Below are 16,475 nucleotides of genomic sequence, written 5' to 3' on the forward strand. Positions count from 1 at the left end.
TGCCGGCCCCGAAACGTTCTCGGGACCGGCACTTTTCATGAATCAGGAACGAATCAGAATGCTGCTTCGTCGATCTCCATGATGTCGTTCTCGGTGTTCGCGATGATCTCGCGTGAAGCGGTGAGCTCGGGCAGGACGTTCTTGGCGAAGAAGGAAGCGATGGCGACCTTGCCCTCGTAGAAGCCCTTGTCCTTGTCGGAAGCGCCGTTGTCGAGTGCTGCGAGAGCGATCTCGGACTGGCGGAGCAGCTGCCAGCCGATGAGCAGGTCGCCGACGGACATCAGGAAGCGGACGGAGCCGAGGCCGACCTTGTACAGCTCGGTGGGCTGCTCCTGAGCTCCCATGAGGAAGCCGGTGAGCGTGGCGGCCATGGCCTGGACGTCTTCGAGTGCGGTGGCGAGCAGTGCGCGCTCCGCCTTCAGACGACCGTTGCCGGCTTCGCTGTCGATGAAGGTCTTGATCTGTCCGGCAACGTGAGCGAGCGCGACGCCGCGGTCACGAGCGATCTTGCGGAAGAAGAAGTCCTGAGCCTGGATGGCCGTCGTGCCTTCGTACAGCGAGTCGATCTTGGAGTCGCGGATGTACTGCTCGATCGGGTAGTCCTGCAGGAAGCCGGATCCACCGAGGGTCTGCAGGCTGTCCGTCAGGTACTGGTACGCACGCTCGGAGCCGACGCCCTTGACGATCGGGAGCAGCAGGTCGTTGACGCGGAACGCGGTGTCCTTGTCTGCGCCCGAGACGAGCTGGGCGACAACCTCGTCCTGGTGAGCTGCGGTGTAGAGGTACACCGCGCGCAGGCCTTCGGCGTATGCCTTCTGCATTGCCAGGCTACGACGCACGTCGGGGTGGTGCGTGATGGTCACGCGCGGTGCTGCCTTGTTGGTCATCTGGGTCAGGTCTGCGCCCTGCACGCGCTGCTTGGCGTAATCGAGAGCGTTGAGGTAACCGGTGGAGAGGGTGGCGATTGCCTTGGTGCCGACCATCATTCGAGCGTGCTCGATGACGTCGAACATCTGGGCGATGCCGTTGTGGACCTCGCCGACCAGCCAGCCCTGTGCGGGGATGCCGTGGCCGCCGAAGGTGACCTCACACGTGGCGGAGACCTTCAGGCCCATCTTGTGCTCGACGTTGGTGACGAAGACACCGTTACGCTCGCCGAACTCTTCGGTCTCGAAGTTGAAGTGCGTCTTCGGGACGAAGAACAGGCTCAGGCCCTTGGTGCCCGGTCCGGCGCCTTCGGGGCGAGCGAGAACGAGGTGGAAGATGTTCTCGAACAGGTCGTCCGAGTCGGCCGAGGTGATGAAGCGCTTGACGCCCTCGATGTGCCAGGAGCCGTCGTCCTGCTTGATCGCCTTGGTGCGTCCGGCACCGACGTCGGAGCCGGCGTCGGGCTCGGTGAGGACCATCGTGGCGCCCCATCCGCGTTCGACGATGGTGGCTGCCCACTTCTTCTGCTCTTCGGTGCCGTTGTTGAACAGCACGTCCGCGAAAGCGGGTCCGGCCTGGTACATGTGCGCTGCAGGCTGTGCGCCCAGGATCAGCTCACCGATGGCCCACACGACGGAGCGGGGAACCGGCACGCCGCCGACCTCTTCGCTCAATCCCATGCGGTACCACTCGGCATCCCACAGAGCCTTGAACGACTTCTTGAAGGATTCCGGAAGTGCAACGGTGTGCGTCTCGGGATCGAAGACAGGGGGGTTGCGGTCCGCATCGGCGAAAGATTCGCCAAGCGGTCCCTCGGCCAGGCGTGCGACCTCTGCCAGCATGTTGCGGACAGTGTCGGCATCCAGGTCGCCCCAAGCGCCTTCGCTCAGTGGCTTCTCCAGTCCGAGAACCTCGAAGAGGTTGAACTCCAGGTCCCGAACGTTGCTCTTGTAATGGCCCATGTCTTCTGCTTCTCCCAGTGAGGTGGTGCGGTCCAGCACTCCTAGTACCGCCCGAAGTTTATTACTCGTCGGTAACTTAATACATGTTACTAGCCGTTCTTTGCATTGCCAACACCGGATTTGCGTCCGATGACAAGCGCGTCGACCGCGATTCCCGTTTCGGTGTGCCTGTGGGGATTTCCGGCGATCTCGAACTCGAGCTTTCCGCGGAACTCCTGCATCAATTCTTCTGGTGTGTAAAGGATTTCGGGATCTTGCGACCCGCCGACGCCGTAGTCGATGTTGCTTCGGTCGTGACCCAAAATCATGAGGATTCCATCAGGTTTCAGAGAATTTATGGCACGGTTCACAACCAGGGTGCGTTGTGGTGCGGGCAGATGAAGGTAAAGAAGCAGGGCCAAGTCGTATCCCTGCCCGTTCCTCGAGGCGTAATCCGCGACGGTGACGTCGCCGCATCGGTAGTCGAGCCGGTCGAGAACCGATCGGGGCGAGCGGGCCGCGATCGTGCGGGCTTTCTCGATCGCGACGGCCGAGTAGTCGATCCCGGTGACCTCCCAACCGCGGGTCGCGAGCCACAACGCGTTACGGCCCTCGCCGCACGCCAGGTCCAGTGCCTGGCCGTGGGGGAGGGCCGTCGCGTATTCCACCAGCAGTTCGTTGGGAGGAGCGCCCCAGACGAGCTCGGTTTCTTCGTACTTCTTGTCCCAGGCCGCCGCATCCATAGATGACGACGGTAGTGCCACTCAGTGGTTACGCACTCCGTCCATCGGGTTCTTGCGTAGAGCGGCGCGCGTCGGGATCGCGATGGAGACAAATCCCAGAACAGCGGTCACCGCGACGATGGAACCGTAAATCGCCGGTGAAATCGCCGGGATCGGCTGCCCGGACACCGCTACGGCAATGCCCATCAGAGGCGGCAGGGCGATCAGTGATCCGACCACGACGGCGATTCCCACCACCATCAACGACTCGATGCGCATCATTGCTCGGACCTGCCTCGTCCGCGAGCCCACCAGTTGAAGGAGCGCGAACTCGCGGGAACGCTCGGCAGTGGCGGCGACCAGGGTGTTCACGACTGCGACTGCGAGATAGCCGAGCAGGACGAGGACGGCGAGGATGCTGACCCACGACTGCATACGACGCTGATCTTCGCCCGCGGCCCCGAACTGGTCCTGGTTCATCGCGGCGATCGAGGGGAACGAGCGCAACGACTGCTGGACTTCGGCCGACCGTCCGGGTTCGGCAGCAACCAGAACGGTGTCGATCAGAGCGTCGGTGGAGTGCTGACGCAAAGTCTCGATCGGCATGGTCACGTCCCCGAATCCGAGGCCGCGACCATATTTTGCGACGACCATGGGATGTACCAGTGTTCCGTCACCCAGATAGAGGTCGACGCGCTGGCCTACCTTGGCTCCGAGGGTGAAGGCGCCGTCTTCGCTCACGGCAACGGTATCGCCGGTCAGAGCGCTGAGGTCGCCCTCGGTCACCGCGAGATCGAGGGTCGCGTCGGCGCTGGCGGCGTCGATGCCCTGGGCCGCGATCGCGCTGTCGGCTGAGCCGCCTTCCTCTCCGCTGGGTACCGGGAGGACTTGACTGCGGACCACCGGGTTTGCCGCACTCACTCCGGGCACCGATGCGATCGACTCGAGTAGCGAGGGAGCGATACCGGCCGGTGCGCCGACGATCAGGTCGGCGGTGACGCCCTTGATCGACTGGTTGGTCGCCTCGGCGGCGACGGTGCTCTGGCTGAAGAACTGCACCGAGCCGAGCGCGATTGCGAGAGCCAACGGAACAACCGCCGACGAGAGCCGTCTCGAATTGGATTCGGCGTTGGCGGCAGCGAGAACTTTGGACGCCGACCCACTGCGGCGCAGCGGACCGCCGATCACCTTGATGATGCCGCGCACCAACAAGGGGCCGAGCAGCGCGACCGAGAAGATCAACAACAGTGCGCTCGAACCGGCTCCAGCGGCCGCCACGCTGCCGGGCAGGAAAGCAGGGAGGACGCAGGCGCTGAGGCCGGCGGCGCCGAAGATCAGCCCGGTGACGATGCGTCCGCGGCTCAGTTTCGCCGGGCCGCTTTCGGATTCGCGAAGCGCTTCGACGGGGTCGAGCTTCGCCGGTCGTCGTGCCGCGATCGCCGCTGCCGCGCGGGCAGTGAGTACGCAGATCAGGAAAGCTGCGATCGCCGGAAGCGGGCTGTAGGCCAGCGCGAAATCGGTGGGCATGACCCCGGCGTCGGCGAACTGTGCGCCCAGCACTCGGGCGAGCAGGTATCCGGGCACCGCGCCGAGAGCTGCCGCCGCAGCAGCAACGAGCAGCACTTCACGTCCGATCATGACGTGCACTTGCCGCGTGGTGGCCCCGATTGCCCGCAACAGAGCGAACTCTCGGCGCCTGGCGTTGATCGAGAGCGACAGCGTGCTGGAAACGACGAACATACTGACCATCAACGCGAGACCGGCAAACGACGCGCAGAGCACGATCAACTGCGTCCGCGCAGCACCGGCGTCGAGGAATTCGATGCCTCCGCGTGCAGTGCCGGTCGAGACCTCCGCACCGGTTCCGGCGAGTGCATCGCGGGCGAGAGCGGCAGCATCCACGCCTTCGGGAGCGATCAATCCGACTGCGGTGACAGCGTTCTGGTGCGGCCACAACCGTTCGGCCTCTGCGTCGTCGAGGAAGACGAGTGCCGGACGGTCGGGTGACGGCACCGAAGCCGAATCAGCTGTGCCGACGACGGTGTACTCGTCCGTTACCGCGCCGTGAGCCAGCGTGATTCGCTCGCCGAGCGCGGCGCCCGTGGTCGAGACCACCTCGTCGCGGCTCTGCGGAGCGCGCCCCTTGGTGAGCGAGTACGGCGCCAATTGTGCTGTGTTCCAAGGATGTGCATCGAGTACGACGCCCTCGGCGGTGCTGACGGGGACGGAGATGTCGGGAACCACGGTGACATCGAGTGCGTCGAGCTTGCGGACCGTATCGCCGGCGAGGAGAACTCGCTCGGCAAAGGGCTGATCGGCGTCTTCCTTGACCTCGAGCGCCTGTGGCGCACTCACGATGGCGTCGGCACCGGCGTAGAGATGTGGTGAGACACCGCCTCGCACTCCCGATTCCAGCAGCACACCCAGACCGCAGGTGAGGAGCGCTGCACAGAATACGGAGACGAACACGGCGACGAAACCGGAGCGATGCGCTTTCAGGTGCGCAAAGGTGTGCGCTTTCATCATCACCAGTCCCCGAGGTGCGTCATGCGCTCGGCGATCTGCTGCGGGGTCGGGCGGTCGATGTGCCCGACAAGTTTCCCGTCGGCGAGGAACAGCACACGATCGGCGTACGACGCGGCCACCGGGTCGTGCGTGACCATGACGATGGTCTGATCGAACTCGGCAGCCGTCCGGCGCAACAACTCCAGAACCTGCTTGGCGCTGCGGGAGTCGAGGGCGCCGGTCGGTTCGTCGGCAAAGAGTGCGTCGGGGTGAGTGACGAGGGCGCGCGCGATGGCGACGCGTTGCTGCTGACCGCCGGACAGTTCGGAGGGTTTGCGCTTTCGGTGTGATCCGAGTCCGACGGATTCCAGGACGAAGGTCAGGTACTGCTTGTCGGCTCGTCGCCCGGCGAGGAGTAGGGGGAGCGTGACGTTCTGCTCGACGTCGAGAGCGCCGAGCAGGTTGTAGGCCTGGAAGACGAAACCGATGTGATCGCGACGGAAGATGCTGCGGGCCTTCGGCTTCAGCTGTGAAATTTCGGTATCGCCCAGCCACACCGATCCGCTGCTCGGTCGGTCGAGGCCCGCGGCGCAGTGCAGGAAAGTGCTCTTACCTGATCCGGACGGGCCCATCACGGCGGTGAAGGTGCTGCGTGGCAGAGTGAGGCTGATGTTGTCGAGGGCGGTCACGGCGCCGCGGCCGTTGCCGTAGACCTTGCTGACCCCTTCTAGTCGCACGGCAGATGTTCGAGCTCCCGTGGCACCAGGAGCCGGCGGGGCGAGGACCGAGTGTCGATTCTTCATGGGAAGAACGCTATGGAGATTCGCCATTCGTCGACATCCAGCAGAGTCCCGAATCAATGGTGTAGCCAGCTGTAGTGGATCGTGCAGTGTGGTGCGGCATGCTGGGGCAGTGAAGAAGAGAACCAGGGCTGCGGTGTACGTGCTCGTCGAGGGCGCGGCAGCTGTGGTTTCCCTGTTCTTGCTGATGGTCGGTCTCATTCTGTTGTCGCTCTCGATTCTGATCGTCGGCTGGTTGCTGTTGCCGTCGTACGTGCGAGTGCTCCGGTGGTGGGCCGGCCTGGCTCGCAAACGCACCGCTGCGTACACCGGACGCCCTGTTCTGCAGCGATACCCACCGATGCCCAGCAATCCGACATTCGGGGACTGGAGCCGGTTCCTCACCGATCAGTCGACGAGGCGCGACGCGGCCTGGTTGTCGATTCATGGTCTGGGTGCTTTCGTCGCGGCGATGCTGACCATTGCTCTGCCACTCGGTGCGCTCAATGCGATTGCCGTCCCGCTGTACTGGCAGCAGATGCCCGCCGGTGAACCCGTCAACAATCCGTACCCCGTGACGTCGTGGCTGGGCGCTGCCGGAATGCCGTTGATCGGCATCCTGTACTTCCTGATCGCGTGGTGGTTGATCCCCGCGATGGCGAAATGGATCAGCTGGTCGACCACGACTTTGCTTGCGCCGGATACGCGTTCGGACCTCTCGAAGCGCGTCACCGCCCTGACGGCCAGCCGCGCTGCGGCGCTCGACGCGCATTCGGCCGAACTCAAGCGCATCGAGCGGGATCTGCACGACGGAGCGCAGAACCGTCTGGTCGCGGTGGTGATGATGTTGGGGATGGCCGAGCGGTCGTTGCAGAACAATCCGGACCAGGCTCTGCCACAACTGCATCGGGCCCAGGATGCGGCCACCGAGGCGTTGAGCGAACTCCGGACGTTGGTGCACGACATCTACCCGCCGATCCTCGACGAGTTGGGTCTGGAGGGCGCGATCTCGGCGCTCGCCGGGCGCTCCGCCGTGCCCTGCGTACTCGAGATCGACGAGCTCCGCCGTGCCCCGGCTGCCGTCGAGGCTGCTGCGTACTTCGTCGTCGCCGAGGCCTTGACCAACGTCGCAAAACACAGCGGAGCCCGCAGGGTCACCGTCACGGCACGGACGGAGACGTCGGACGACTCGTCGGGTGAGACGATGCTCATCGACGTGATCGACGACGGTCACGGCGGCGCGAACGAACGCCCGGGCGGCGGCGTGGCGGGTATTCGACGCCGGGTCGAGGCTTTCGAAGGAACCGCAGTATTGGAGAGCCCGGAGGGTGGACCGACAACGATGAGGGTGGAACTACCGTGCGGATTCTGATTGCCGAGGACGACGCTCTTCTGCGAGAGGGGCTGGCCCTGCTGCTCCGTGGAGAGGGCTTCGAGGTGTCTGCCGTCTCCGACGCCGCACAGTTCCTCACGGTGTTCGAGGAGACAACCCCCGACGCCGCGGTGCTCGACGTCCGGATGCCTCCTACTTTCACCAACGAGGGACTTCGAGCGGCGATCGAGGTGCGCAAGCTTCGCCCGGGCTTTCCCGTCCTGGTCCTTTCCGCTTACGTCGAGGATCGCTACGCCGGTGAATTGTTGGCAGGAGGCGCCGGCGGGGTCGGGTACCTGCTCAAGGAACGAGTCGGGAAGGTAGCCGAGTTCGTCGACGCATTGAACCGGGTCGTCGACGGTGGAACGGTGATGGATCCCGAGGTCGTATCCCAACTGATGAGCCGTCGACGCGCCGACGATCCGATCAGATCGCTGACGCCACGCGAGTCCGAGGTTCTCGGACTGATGGCGGAGGGGCTGGGAAATCAGGAAATCGCCAGGAAACTGGTCGTCAGCGACACTGCTGTGAGCAAGCACATAGGAAATATCTTCGCAAAACTCGGCCTGTCGGCTTCCGAAAGCGGGCATCGTCGTGTTTTGGCAGTTCTAGCTCATTTACGCGCCTGATCGTGGATCTGGACTACATACCTGACCGAAGCGTAATGTGAGCCAGCCTCATGTTGTTGCCGTGATCGAACGGTGACCTGAGAGGCAGGGGCTTATGTCCTGTACGTAACGTGTGATGTCGAATGCGCGTCATCACCAGAAACCAACGAGGAGATCGATCAATGGGTAAGCCGATTGCCAGTGTGGCCGGAGGTCGGCAGTCCGTCCTTCTCGGGCTCGGCGTTCACCGCCCGGAGCGAGTCGTGACCAACGACGAGATCTGCGAGCTGATCGATTCCACCGACGAGTGGATCCAGACGCGATCGGGTATCAAGTCGCGCCGGTTCTCCGGCGAAGGTGAAGGCATCCTCGCGATGTCGATCAGCGCTGCCCGTAAAGCACTGGACGTCAGCGGCATTGCACCCGAGCAGATCGGTGCCGTGATCATCGCGACGTCGACGTGGGACCTGCAGACTCCCCAGGCTGCGTCCATCGTCGCCCACGAACTCGGCATCAAGGGTCCGGCTGCTTTCGACGTCGCGGCAGGCTGCGCCGGTTTCTGTACCGCTCTTGCAGTGGCCAGCGACCTCGTTCGCGGTGGCACGGTTGATCACGTACTCGTCGTCGGCGTCGAGTTGATGAGCGAGGCCACCGAGCCCACCGATCGCAGCGTTCGCTTCATCTTCGGTGACGGCGCAGGCGCAGTTGTCGTCGGCCCGAGCGATACCGTCGGAATCGGCCCGGTCGAGTGGGGTTCGGACGGCAGCCAGTCCGACGCCATCGTTCAGGAGCCGAGCTGGCTCGACTACACCAAGAACCCGACCGGACCTCGTCCGTGGATCAAGATGGCCGGTACCGCGGTGTTCCGCTGGGCTGCCTTCGAGATGGGCAAGGTCGCCACTCGCACCCTGGAGAAGTCGGGGCTGGGTATCGAGGACATCGACGCTTTTGTGCCGCACCAGGCAAACCAGCGCATCAACGAGGTCATCGCTCGCAGCATGAAGCTGCCCGAGGGCTTCCCCGTCTCCAACGACATCGCCGAGACGGGCAACACGTCCGCGGCCTCGATCCCGCTCGCCATGGAGCAGATGCTGCGCGACGGCCAGTGCAAGCCGGGCGACAAGGCATTGCTTCTCGCCTTCGGTGCGGGTCTGTCCTTCGCCGGTCAGGTTGTCGTCATGCCGCCGTTGGCTGGAGCGGAATCCGCCTGATTGTTCCTTACGGAAGGGCGCCTCGAACCCACGGTTCGGGGCGCCCTTCCGTTTCCGTCCGGATCGTCGAACGTCTGCGATGTGGCACTCTGGCGAGATGGTCGAGAACGTGGGGGAGTCCGAACGGGAGTCCGAACGTAATGGTGTGACGGGCGGCAGCTTGGCGAAGATGGGCGGGCAAGTGGCGCTCGCCAGCACGGTCAGTCGGATCACCGGCTTCGTCCGCACCCTTGCCCTTGCCGCGGTCCTGGGCATCGCCCTGGTCAGTGATGCGTACAACGCGGCCAACAGCTTCCCGAACATGGTCTATCAGCTCCTCCTCGGCGGGATTCTCGCCAGCGTCCTGCTTCCGTATCTGACGCGGCAACGGAGCCGTGGGCGGACGCTCGAACGAGAGCAGATGCAGCGCGTTCTCACCGTCGGAGCGCTGGCTCTTGCGCTCGTGACGGTAGTGGCCGTGGTGTGCGCGCCGCCTCTGGTCTCGGCCGTGATCGATGATCCGGCTCAACGAGAGCTGACGACGCTCTTCGCGTACTTGCTCCTTCCGGAGATCTTCTTCTACGGCGTCACGGCGATGATGACGGCTGTGCTCAGCGTTCGATCGGTATTCGGCGCGCCGGCCTGGGCACCGGTGATCAACAACGTCGTCCTTCTGGTGACGGTCGCGGTCTTCCTGTGTATCCCGGGACCGGTGGCTCTGACTCCCGAGTCGATGACCACCGCGCAGGTTCTGGTGATCGGTATCGGCACTCTGCTCGGGATCGTGGCGCAAACCGCCGTCGTTGCTCGAGCGCTGCACCGCAACGGGTTTCGGTGGTGCCTTCGCGTGCGCGTCGTACCGCACACCTGGCGACCGGTGCGCGTCGGGGCGCCGTTGCTCGGCTGGGTACTTGTGTACGTCGTTGCCGGCCAGATCGGTGTGTGGGTGACGATGAAGGTCACTCTCTCCCGTCACGTCTACTCGATGTACACGCACGCGGATCTGCTGTTTCAAGTGGCGTACGGCATTCTCGGTGTGTCGTTGTTGACGGTGCTGATGCCGCGGATCGCCAGGTCGGTTGCTGCGGGTGACGACGTCGGCGTCGTATCCGATCTCGGCCGGGGAGCCCGGTATTCTGTGGTGGCGCTGATCCCGGTGACTGTGGCGCTCATGGTGTTCGGTCCCTCGTTGACCACCTTGATCTTCTTCGGCCGGGTCGACGGCAGCAGTGCCCGGTTGATCGGGACGGCCGTTGCGGTCAGTGCATTCGGGCTGGTGCCCTTTGCGATGGTCATGCTTCAGCTGCGAGTGTTCTACGCCGACAACAACACCCGAACTCCCGCGGTGATCGCCCTGGTGATGGTGGTCGCCAAGACTGCGCTCGTCCTTCTTGCGTCACTGTCGGCTAGTGACGAAAGGCTGGTCCTGGCCGTCTGTGCCGCCGGCTCGTTCTCCTACGTGTGTGGAGCGGTACTCGGCCACATCCTTCTTCGAAAGCGATACGGGCTGTTGGGATTCCGTCGCGTGCAGGCCACCGTCGGAAGGATTTCGGCGGCGGCAATTCTGGCAGGTGGTTGTGCGTTCGCTTTGGTGGTGGCGGTTCAGAACCGAGTTCCCGAGCCCAGGCTTGCTGCTGTTATTTCATTGTCGGCGGGTGCGGCCGTCGGTGCCGTCGTCCTGTTGGGCGCATGCAAGGTCGTCGGTGTTCCCGAGATTCGCCGGGCGCGAGCCCTACTGCTGTCCTGAGGACAAGAGCGGTACCAGCAGTTCGTCCGGAGTGAGGGCGCCGTGCTGTCCACGGAGGCCGGACAGTCCCGATTCGACAGATCGACGTACGACGGCCACGTCCCCGGACGCAATGGCGATGACATCACCGATCCGGCCGTGATACTCGGAATGCACTGCAGGCCCGAACAATCCTGCGACTATGCCCTCGGACCTCGTCCCGATCCACATGCGGTCACCCAGTTCGGCGCGCCAGCGGTCGGCAACATCTTGTGCAGCGCCTTCTCGGGTGTGGATGTGACGACATCTAGGTTCACCGGCAAGAGCGAGTACATCTTTGGACAGAATCGGAGTGTTGTCGAAGTCGATCTTGTTCTCGTCCGACACGTCGACCATTCCGTGGTCTGCCGTCACCAGCAATCTCACGTCCGGACCGAGAGCCGCGGCGAGTTGCTCGACCAGTCGATCGACCAGCATCAGTTGGAAAATCCACGGCTCGGACTCGGGTCCGTAGACGTGGCCGAGTGCATCGATCTCGCTGACGTAGCAGTACGTGAACGTGCGGTCGGCAGATTTCGACGCCGCCACGGTGCGAGCGAGGAGGTCTCCGTATGCCTGGATTCCGGCGAACTGGGCACCGCGCATCCCGGCACGGGTGAGGCCGCTGCCGTCGAACTTCGACGGTACGACGGTTGTAACGGTGATGCCGGCTGCGGCGGCGCGATCGAACGTCGTGGCCTGCGGCTGCAGGGTTTCCGGGACGATGGAGTCGGTCTGAGATTCCTTCTTGCCCGCGCTGTGCCAACCCAGCCAGTTGAACACCGAATCGGCTTCTTCGACGTAGGACTGGTAGCCGGTGATGCCGTGCGCTCCCGAAGGCAGACCGGTCCCCAGTGAGACGATGCTGGTGGCCGTCGTCGTGGGGAAGCCTGCCCGGATGGGCGTTCCGATCAGTGAATTCAGGAATGGTGCGTGTTCGGCGTTGCGGGCGAGCAAGTTCGCGCCCATCCCGTCTACCAGCAGAATTACGGTCTTCTTGCTGGGCTGTAGATCGAGACGGTTCGCTTCGCCGCTCACTCCGAGAGAAGCGAGTACCGACGGCGCAAGCGTCGACAGAGTCGGCTGCGAGTACACATCGAGGAGAGGGGCGGGGGCGGGCATCCCATGAGATTAGGCGTTGGACGCAGAAAACTGCATACCTTCTGGGCGAGTGTTCAAATCTGTGCGGTCAAATCCGGACTTTCCAGATGATCAGCGCGCAGAGACCGCGGACCGGTGCGGCCTCCGCGCGGAGATTCATTCCATGATCGTGGAGATCTGGAACTTGGCACCTAGTGGATCGGCCACCGACGCGAGACGACCGAAGGGCGTGTCCTCGGGATCGCGCAAGACGCTGCCGCCGAATTCGACGACCTTGGCGACGGCCGCATCGGTGTCGTCCGCCCCGAAGTACACCTGCCAGAACGACGGCGCCTCTGCCGGGAGGAACGAGCTGGCATCCATCAAACCGGCGACGACGGTGTCACCCTGCTTGGCCTGTGAGTACCGGAACTCGTCGCTGTCACCGATCGACTCGTAAGTCCAGCCGAACACGTCGGTGTAGAACGGCAGGACCGCGGCGTAGTTCTTGGACAAGGTCTCGTGCCAGACCGGCGCTCCGGCCTCGCCGACCAAACCGAAGCCGTGATGCTGATCTGCCTGCCAGATGCCGACGACGGCACCGGCCGGATCGCCCACGATCGCCATGCTGCCCTGAGGACCGACCTGCATCGACGGCATCATGATCGTTCCGCCCGCGGCTTGGGCCTTGGACGCCGACGCTGCCGCATCAGTCGAGGAGATGTAGGTGGTCCACACGTTGCCGTAGGGGTTTCCCTCCTGCTGGGGTCCGAGCCCGGCGATGGGCTGCCCGTCTTTGCTGAAGATCGCGTAGCCGCCGTACTGCGGGTCGTCGTTTGTGTCAGCCTGCCAGCCGAACACGTTGGTGTAGAAGGATTTGGCAACCTCGGTGTCGGAGCTGGTGAGGTCGATCCAACAGGGTGTTCCGTCGAGCGCTGTGCGTGCGGGCATCTGAAAACTCTCCTTAACCGAAACGGATACACAAGCAGGGGACGCGGAAATGCTTGGCCGAGGAAGGCCTGAATCTCACGCTACGCGCGTACCCCGACACATTCCCAGGGTTCGAGAGCTTTGGGGTATGTGTCCGTTTCGCGTTCCCCGGTGGGCCGGACCTGCCAACGTAGACGACCGCCGAATCGTTCTTGATACTCCGAAGTTGATGGGGCACTTGCTCGATCGGCAAGGGCGTTCCACCGGGGAGTGTTGGTACGTGTCAGCTCCTGATCAGCCCCGTGCGATCGAGCCACGCGAGCGCATGACGGGTGAACTCGTCCGGAATCTCCAATTGTGGGGTGTGGCCGGTGTCGCCGAGAATGATGGTGGTCCAGTGTGGATGTGCAGCAGCGGCTGCCCGTGCGGCCTCGACTGGGACAAGCCGATCGCGATCGCCGTGCATCAGGAGCGTCGGAGTCGTGATCTCTCGCAATGTCTTTCGATAGGAGGCAGGACGGGCGAGGGTCATCAGCAGTGACCGTGCTGCCTGAAGGAATTCGGCATCCTGGGTAGGTTCGTTGCGGCGAATCGCCGTCAAGGCAGCGCCCGCGTCGAGGACCGCGGGGTCGGCTCGCGTCGGATCGGCAAAACACAATCTGGTCATCTGAGCGGCCAACTGCCGGTCTGACATCTTTCGGCGTCCGAAGCCGAGAACCTGCTCACCGACGTACGGCATCGAGTAGAGCGCGAATTGGGCGGCGACGGTCAGATCGGGAAGTTGGACGGGCAGGGGGAGCGCCGGATCCACCAGCACCAGGCCGGCGACTGATTCGGGACTGGCATGGGTCGACATTGCCGAGACCATTCCGCCCATGGAATTGCCGAACAGGACGGCGGGCTCACCCACCACTGTGTCGAGAAAGCGATTCAGAAGTACTGCGTTGGCGTCGACGCCGGTGTGTCGCCCACGGGCAGAGGTGAGTCCGAATCCGGCGAGGTCAAGTGCGTACACGCGCGTGCGCGCCGCCAGCGCCGGTGCCACCCGCACCCAGTTCAGGTGCGAGCCGCCCAGACCGTGAACGAGCACGATGGGCGGCGCTCCGCTGGGACCGCCGAAGTCGATCCAGTGAACGTCACCGCCGAGATCGGTGATGTTGCTCGTCCCGCCCCACGGGTGTGTGAGGGTGCTTCCGTCGGTGAGTTGGGCCGAAACAGCGGATTCCATACCTGCCAGGATGCACCGAGGTGTCGTCGTAGTCACGCACGCGTTCCGGTTCGGGATCCGAATATGTGTCATCGATCACGGATTCTCAAGAAGCTCAGGAAACGGGCAAAACGGAATTTGACTGGTGTTCAGCACTTTTCGAGGCTGTCGCCGCTTTCCGACGGCCGTGGCGCGCGTCCGGCGGAGGTCGGTTCGGGCATACTGAAAACCATGTGGTGGATGGTCGGGCTCATAGTGCTGGCCGCGCTGGTTTTGGCATCCGTTCTGGTCGGTTTCGTTTTCCGCCGCCCGATCGCCGAAGCCAAGTCGGCGGTGCTTGCCTTCGACGACGCCAGCTCTCAGCCCCAGCGCGACTGACCACCGTCGAGCGGAATTGTTGCTCCAGTCAGATACGCGGCATCCGGGCCGACCAGGAAAGCCACCGCGGTGCCGATGTCCGTCTCGCAGTCTCCGATCCTGCGGAGCGGAATACCGGCAACAAAAGCGGCAGCCTCTTCCGGGCGTGCATCTGCCCAACGCTGCAGCCCCGGCGACGACGCGTGGGGAGCAACCGCGTTGACCCGGATCCCGTCGACGCCCCATTCGCATGCTGCCGCGCGACTGAGTGCTCGGACGGATTCCTTCACGGCCGCGTAGCCGCCGTAGCCGGCAGCGTCCCAGCGGACGGCCACGGAGCTGACCATGTTGATGATTGCCCCGCCGCCGCGCTCCTTCATGAACGGGTAACAGGCTTGCATGGTTCGCAGAGTCGCGACGGGGCCGGACGTCAATCCGTCGGCAAGGCGCTCCGGAGTGAGGTCGAGGACGTTGCCGAGCGGGTTGAGGCTGGCGTTGTTGATCAGAATGTCGACGCCGCCGAACAGTTTCACCGTTCGCGCCACGGCTCCGGTGATGGAATCTGCGTCGGCGATATCCATGAGCACCGGTTCGGCACGGCCTCCGCGTTCGGCGATCTCGTTACATGTGACGACGAGTTTCGACTCAGTGCGGCCCGCGACCGCGACGGAAGCGCCCTCCTTGGCGAGCGCAAACGCAACTCCCTGGCCGACGCCTTGCCCTGCGCCAGTGATCAGGGCCACTTTTCCATCCAACTTGCCCACTGCTGTTCTCCTGCTCGTCATTCAACGGTTCCCGAAGCGTTGTCCGAATCGCGCATTGTTACTCGTGGGTTCCCGCTGGATGAGATGTGAGTTACGTCCCACTCAGCGGTGCCGCTTCAATTTTCGGTCGTCTTACGTATATTGTGAGCGCCGTTACATACCGGGCGCGCGGACCGCGTACACATTCCATGATGAGGAGCTAGACATGGCATACACCAGCAGCATTGCAGCCAACGCAACCACCGGACCGCTCACGGACCTGGCCAAGGTTCTCGGCCCGATCGCCGGCATCGTTAGCGGCATCGCAGCCGTCGCCACGATTGCTGCACTCTTCGGTGGCAACAGCGCTTCCTGATCTGCTTCTGCAGTCAGATTTCCTCCGGCTCGCATTCTGAAGGTATTGCCTTCGTGGATGCGGGCCGGAGGTTTATCTGCACCTGAATATCTGTGTCTTGCAGGAACATTCAATTCTGTGATACGTCCATTGCTGCCGGAACGTCCACACCTTCTTCGTAGACCTGGGGTCCGAAGTTCGGCAACGGAGTGAAGTCGAGTGCCGCTTCCGAACCGCGGTAGTGGCGGAAGTAGTAGAGCGATCTGTCCGGCCGCACCAGGCTGTCCGGTTCGCTTGTCTTCCATCCCCAGTGGACGTCTGCTCGCAAAATCTCCGACAGCTCCAGTATGTTCTTGCAACCATGGCTCTGTAGCCCAAGGCATTTCAATTCCTCGACGTCTCGCAATTGCCCGTCGCGCGTCCACCTGGATTCGTAGACCAGAGCATCGAGAACGACGCGGTGCGAACCCGCTTGAGTAACGCCGGCAAGTAGAACCTCCCAGTCCAATCCTGGTGCGTGTTGGAGGTATTCGTCGGCGTCGATGAATGCTGCCCATGCGACGGTGTCGCGGTACCGGCTCACGTAATCGACGTACGCCTCTACCTGTCCGTGCACGATCCGACCGTCCGCGTCGCGCGGTTGCCAGTCGACGATCGTCACCGGAAGGTCGTGCAGTTCTTTGCGGAATGCGACCTGAACTTCACTGTCCGACATCGATCGGGTGAAGGCACCGTAAGAGTTGCCTCTCTTGTCCTCGCTGCGGCCGTGCCAACGGTTGAGGCTGAATGCGCTTGTCTTGCGGGTGGACCCGACGGAACCGGTGTTGTCGTAGAGAACAACCTCCCAGCCTTGCTCGATGTGGTGCAGGCACCAGTCTCTGATGAAGGGGAGATGTTCGCGGGGGAGCAGGACCGCAACCACGGCGCGGCGCCCGGCGTCAGCGCTGTTCGGATGATTCTTCGGATCCGTGATCACCCGACACACGATAGTGCT

Annotated in this window: 15 protein-coding genes; 6 read left to right on the top strand and 9 right to left on the bottom strand. The window is 63.5% G+C overall.

Features of this window, described 5'->3' with window-relative positions; genetic code table 11:
• Nucleotides 1–53 precede the first annotated feature (53 nt).
• The 4 genes from KTR60_RS05520 to KTR60_RS05535 all read right to left on the bottom strand — a co-directional run bounded on the left by KTR60_RS05520 (nt 54) and on the right by KTR60_RS05535 (nt 5,898).
• Nucleotides 54–1,889 (bottom strand): acyl-CoA dehydrogenase, encoded by a 1,836-nt coding sequence (locus tag KTR60_RS05520; protein WP_007734578.1) that lies wholly within the window; start codon nt 1,887–1,889, stop codon nt 54–56.
• 89 nt (nt 1,890–1,978) lie between these two features.
• On the bottom strand, nt 1,979–2,611 hold the full coding sequence (locus KTR60_RS05525) for a class I SAM-dependent methyltransferase (protein WP_228401943.1): 633 nt from the start codon (nt 2,609–2,611) through the stop codon (nt 1,979–1,981).
• A 21-nt stretch (nt 2,612–2,632) separates the two neighbouring features.
• A complete protein-coding gene (locus tag KTR60_RS05530; protein WP_070162176.1) occupies nt 2,633–5,116 on the bottom strand; it encodes an FtsX-like permease family protein in 2,484 nt (827 codons plus the stop codon).
• Entirely contained in the window at nt 5,116–5,898 is a 783-nt protein-coding gene (locus KTR60_RS05535; RefSeq protein ID WP_054826162.1) for an ABC transporter ATP-binding protein, read from the bottom strand. The genes KTR60_RS05530 and KTR60_RS05535 overlap by 1 nt, the downstream gene beginning before the upstream one ends.
• Before the next feature lie 109 nt (nt 5,899–6,007).
• On the opposite strand from KTR60_RS05535, the gene KTR60_RS05540 reads away from it, so the two are divergent.
• The 4 genes from KTR60_RS05540 (at nt 6,008) to murJ (ending at nt 10,791) form a co-directional block, all read left to right on the top strand.
• On the top strand, nt 6,008–7,246 hold the full coding sequence (locus tag KTR60_RS05540) for a sensor histidine kinase (protein ID WP_179090776.1): 1,239 nt from the start codon (nt 6,008–6,010) through the stop codon (nt 7,244–7,246).
• Nucleotides 7,234–7,875, top strand: coding sequence for a response regulator transcription factor (locus KTR60_RS05545; protein ID WP_042452561.1), 642 nt, complete (start codon nt 7,234–7,236; stop codon nt 7,873–7,875). The genes KTR60_RS05540 and KTR60_RS05545 overlap by 13 nt, the downstream gene beginning before the upstream one ends.
• A 161-nt stretch (nt 7,876–8,036) precedes the next feature.
• Nucleotides 8,037–9,065 (top strand): beta-ketoacyl-ACP synthase III, encoded by a 1,029-nt coding sequence (locus tag KTR60_RS05550; protein ID WP_003945837.1) that lies wholly within the window; start codon nt 8,037–8,039, stop codon nt 9,063–9,065.
• Between the two features lie 97 nt (nt 9,066–9,162).
• The gene (murJ, locus tag KTR60_RS05555) at nt 9,163–10,791 is read left to right on the top strand and encodes a murein biosynthesis integral membrane protein MurJ (RefSeq protein WP_228401944.1); all 1,629 of its coding nucleotides are present in this window, start codon (nt 9,163–9,165) and stop codon (nt 10,789–10,791) included.
• Here murJ and KTR60_RS05560 read toward each other — a convergent pair.
• The 3 genes from KTR60_RS05560 to KTR60_RS05570 form a co-directional block, all read right to left on the bottom strand.
• The gene (locus KTR60_RS05560; protein WP_058227328.1) at nt 10,777–11,931 is read right to left on the bottom strand and encodes an alkaline phosphatase family protein; all 1,155 of its coding nucleotides are present in this window, start codon (nt 11,929–11,931) and stop codon (nt 10,777–10,779) included. The genes murJ and KTR60_RS05560 overlap by 15 nt on opposite strands.
• Nucleotides 11,932–12,066: 135 nt before the next feature.
• The gene (locus KTR60_RS05565; protein WP_042452552.1) at nt 12,067–12,840 is read right to left on the bottom strand and encodes a VOC family protein; all 774 of its coding nucleotides are present in this window, start codon (nt 12,838–12,840) and stop codon (nt 12,067–12,069) included.
• A 262-nt stretch (nt 12,841–13,102) separates the two neighbouring features.
• A complete protein-coding gene (locus tag KTR60_RS05570; RefSeq protein WP_042452549.1) occupies nt 13,103–14,047 on the bottom strand; it encodes an alpha/beta fold hydrolase in 945 nt (314 codons plus the stop codon).
• A gap of 219 nt (nt 14,048–14,266) precedes the next feature.
• Between KTR60_RS05570 and KTR60_RS05575 the strand changes: the two genes are divergently transcribed.
• A complete protein-coding gene (locus KTR60_RS05575) occupies nt 14,267–14,404 on the top strand; it encodes a hypothetical protein (protein WP_003945592.1) in 138 nt (45 codons plus the stop codon).
• On the opposite strand, the gene KTR60_RS05580 is transcribed toward KTR60_RS05575, so the two are convergent.
• On the bottom strand, nt 14,386–15,147 hold the full coding sequence (locus KTR60_RS05580; protein ID WP_007734596.1) for an SDR family NAD(P)-dependent oxidoreductase: 762 nt from the start codon (nt 15,145–15,147) through the stop codon (nt 14,386–14,388). The genes KTR60_RS05575 and KTR60_RS05580 overlap by 19 nt on opposite strands.
• A gap of 205 nt (nt 15,148–15,352) precedes the next feature.
• Between KTR60_RS05580 and KTR60_RS05585 the strand changes: the two genes are divergently transcribed.
• Nucleotides 15,353–15,502 (top strand): hypothetical protein, encoded by a 150-nt coding sequence (locus KTR60_RS05585; RefSeq protein WP_021343080.1) that lies wholly within the window; start codon nt 15,353–15,355, stop codon nt 15,500–15,502.
• 109 nt (nt 15,503–15,611) lie between these two features.
• Here the strand turns inward: KTR60_RS05585 and KTR60_RS05590 are convergent, their stop codons facing one another.
• Complete coding sequence (locus KTR60_RS05590; protein WP_158170210.1) at nt 15,612–16,457, bottom strand: hypothetical protein; 846 nt, start codon at nt 16,455–16,457, stop codon at nt 15,612–15,614.
• Nucleotides 16,458–16,475 lie beyond the last annotated feature (18 nt).

The organism is Rhodococcus sp. C1 (genome assembly GCF_020809065.1).
In the GTDB taxonomy this organism is placed as follows: Bacteria; Actinomycetota; Actinomycetes; order Mycobacteriales; family Mycobacteriaceae; genus Rhodococcus_F; species Rhodococcus_F qingshengii.

Excerpts from the sequence above, each read along its gene's own strand:
- KTR60_RS05550 (WP_003945837.1), top strand. The coding sequence starts at position 8,037 with ATGGGTAAGCCGATTGCCAGTGTGGCCGGAGGTCGGCAGTCCGTCCTT.
- KTR60_RS05575 (WP_003945592.1), top strand. The coding sequence starts at position 14,267 with ATGGTCGGGCTCATAGTGCTGGCCGCGCTGGTTTTGGCATCCGTTCTG.
- KTR60_RS05585 (WP_021343080.1), top strand. The coding sequence starts at position 15,353 with ATGGCATACACCAGCAGCATTGCAGCCAACGCAACCACCGGACCGCTC.
- KTR60_RS05525 (WP_228401943.1), bottom strand. The coding sequence starts at position 2,611 with ATGGATGCGGCGGCCTGGGACAAGAAGTACGAAGAAACCGAGCTCGTC.
- KTR60_RS05570 (WP_042452549.1), bottom strand. The coding sequence starts at position 14,047 with ATGGAATCCGCTGTTTCGGCCCAACTCACCGACGGAAGCACCCTCACA.
- KTR60_RS05565 (WP_042452552.1), bottom strand. The coding sequence starts at position 12,840 with ATGCCCGCACGCACAGCGCTCGACGGAACACCCTGTTGGATCGACCTC.
- KTR60_RS05560 (WP_058227328.1), bottom strand. The coding sequence starts at position 11,931 with ATGCCCGCCCCCGCCCCTCTCCTCGATGTGTACTCGCAGCCGACTCTG.
- murJ (WP_228401944.1), top strand. The coding sequence starts at position 9,163 with ATGGTCGAGAACGTGGGGGAGTCCGAACGGGAGTCCGAACGTAATGGT.
- KTR60_RS05530 (WP_070162176.1), bottom strand. The coding sequence starts at position 5,116 with ATGATGAAAGCGCACACCTTTGCGCACCTGAAAGCGCATCGCTCCGGT.
- KTR60_RS05520 (WP_007734578.1), bottom strand. The coding sequence starts at position 1,889 with ATGGGCCATTACAAGAGCAACGTTCGGGACCTGGAGTTCAACCTCTTC.
- KTR60_RS05535 (WP_054826162.1), bottom strand. The coding sequence starts at position 5,898 with ATGAAGAATCGACACTCGGTCCTCGCCCCGCCGGCTCCTGGTGCCACG.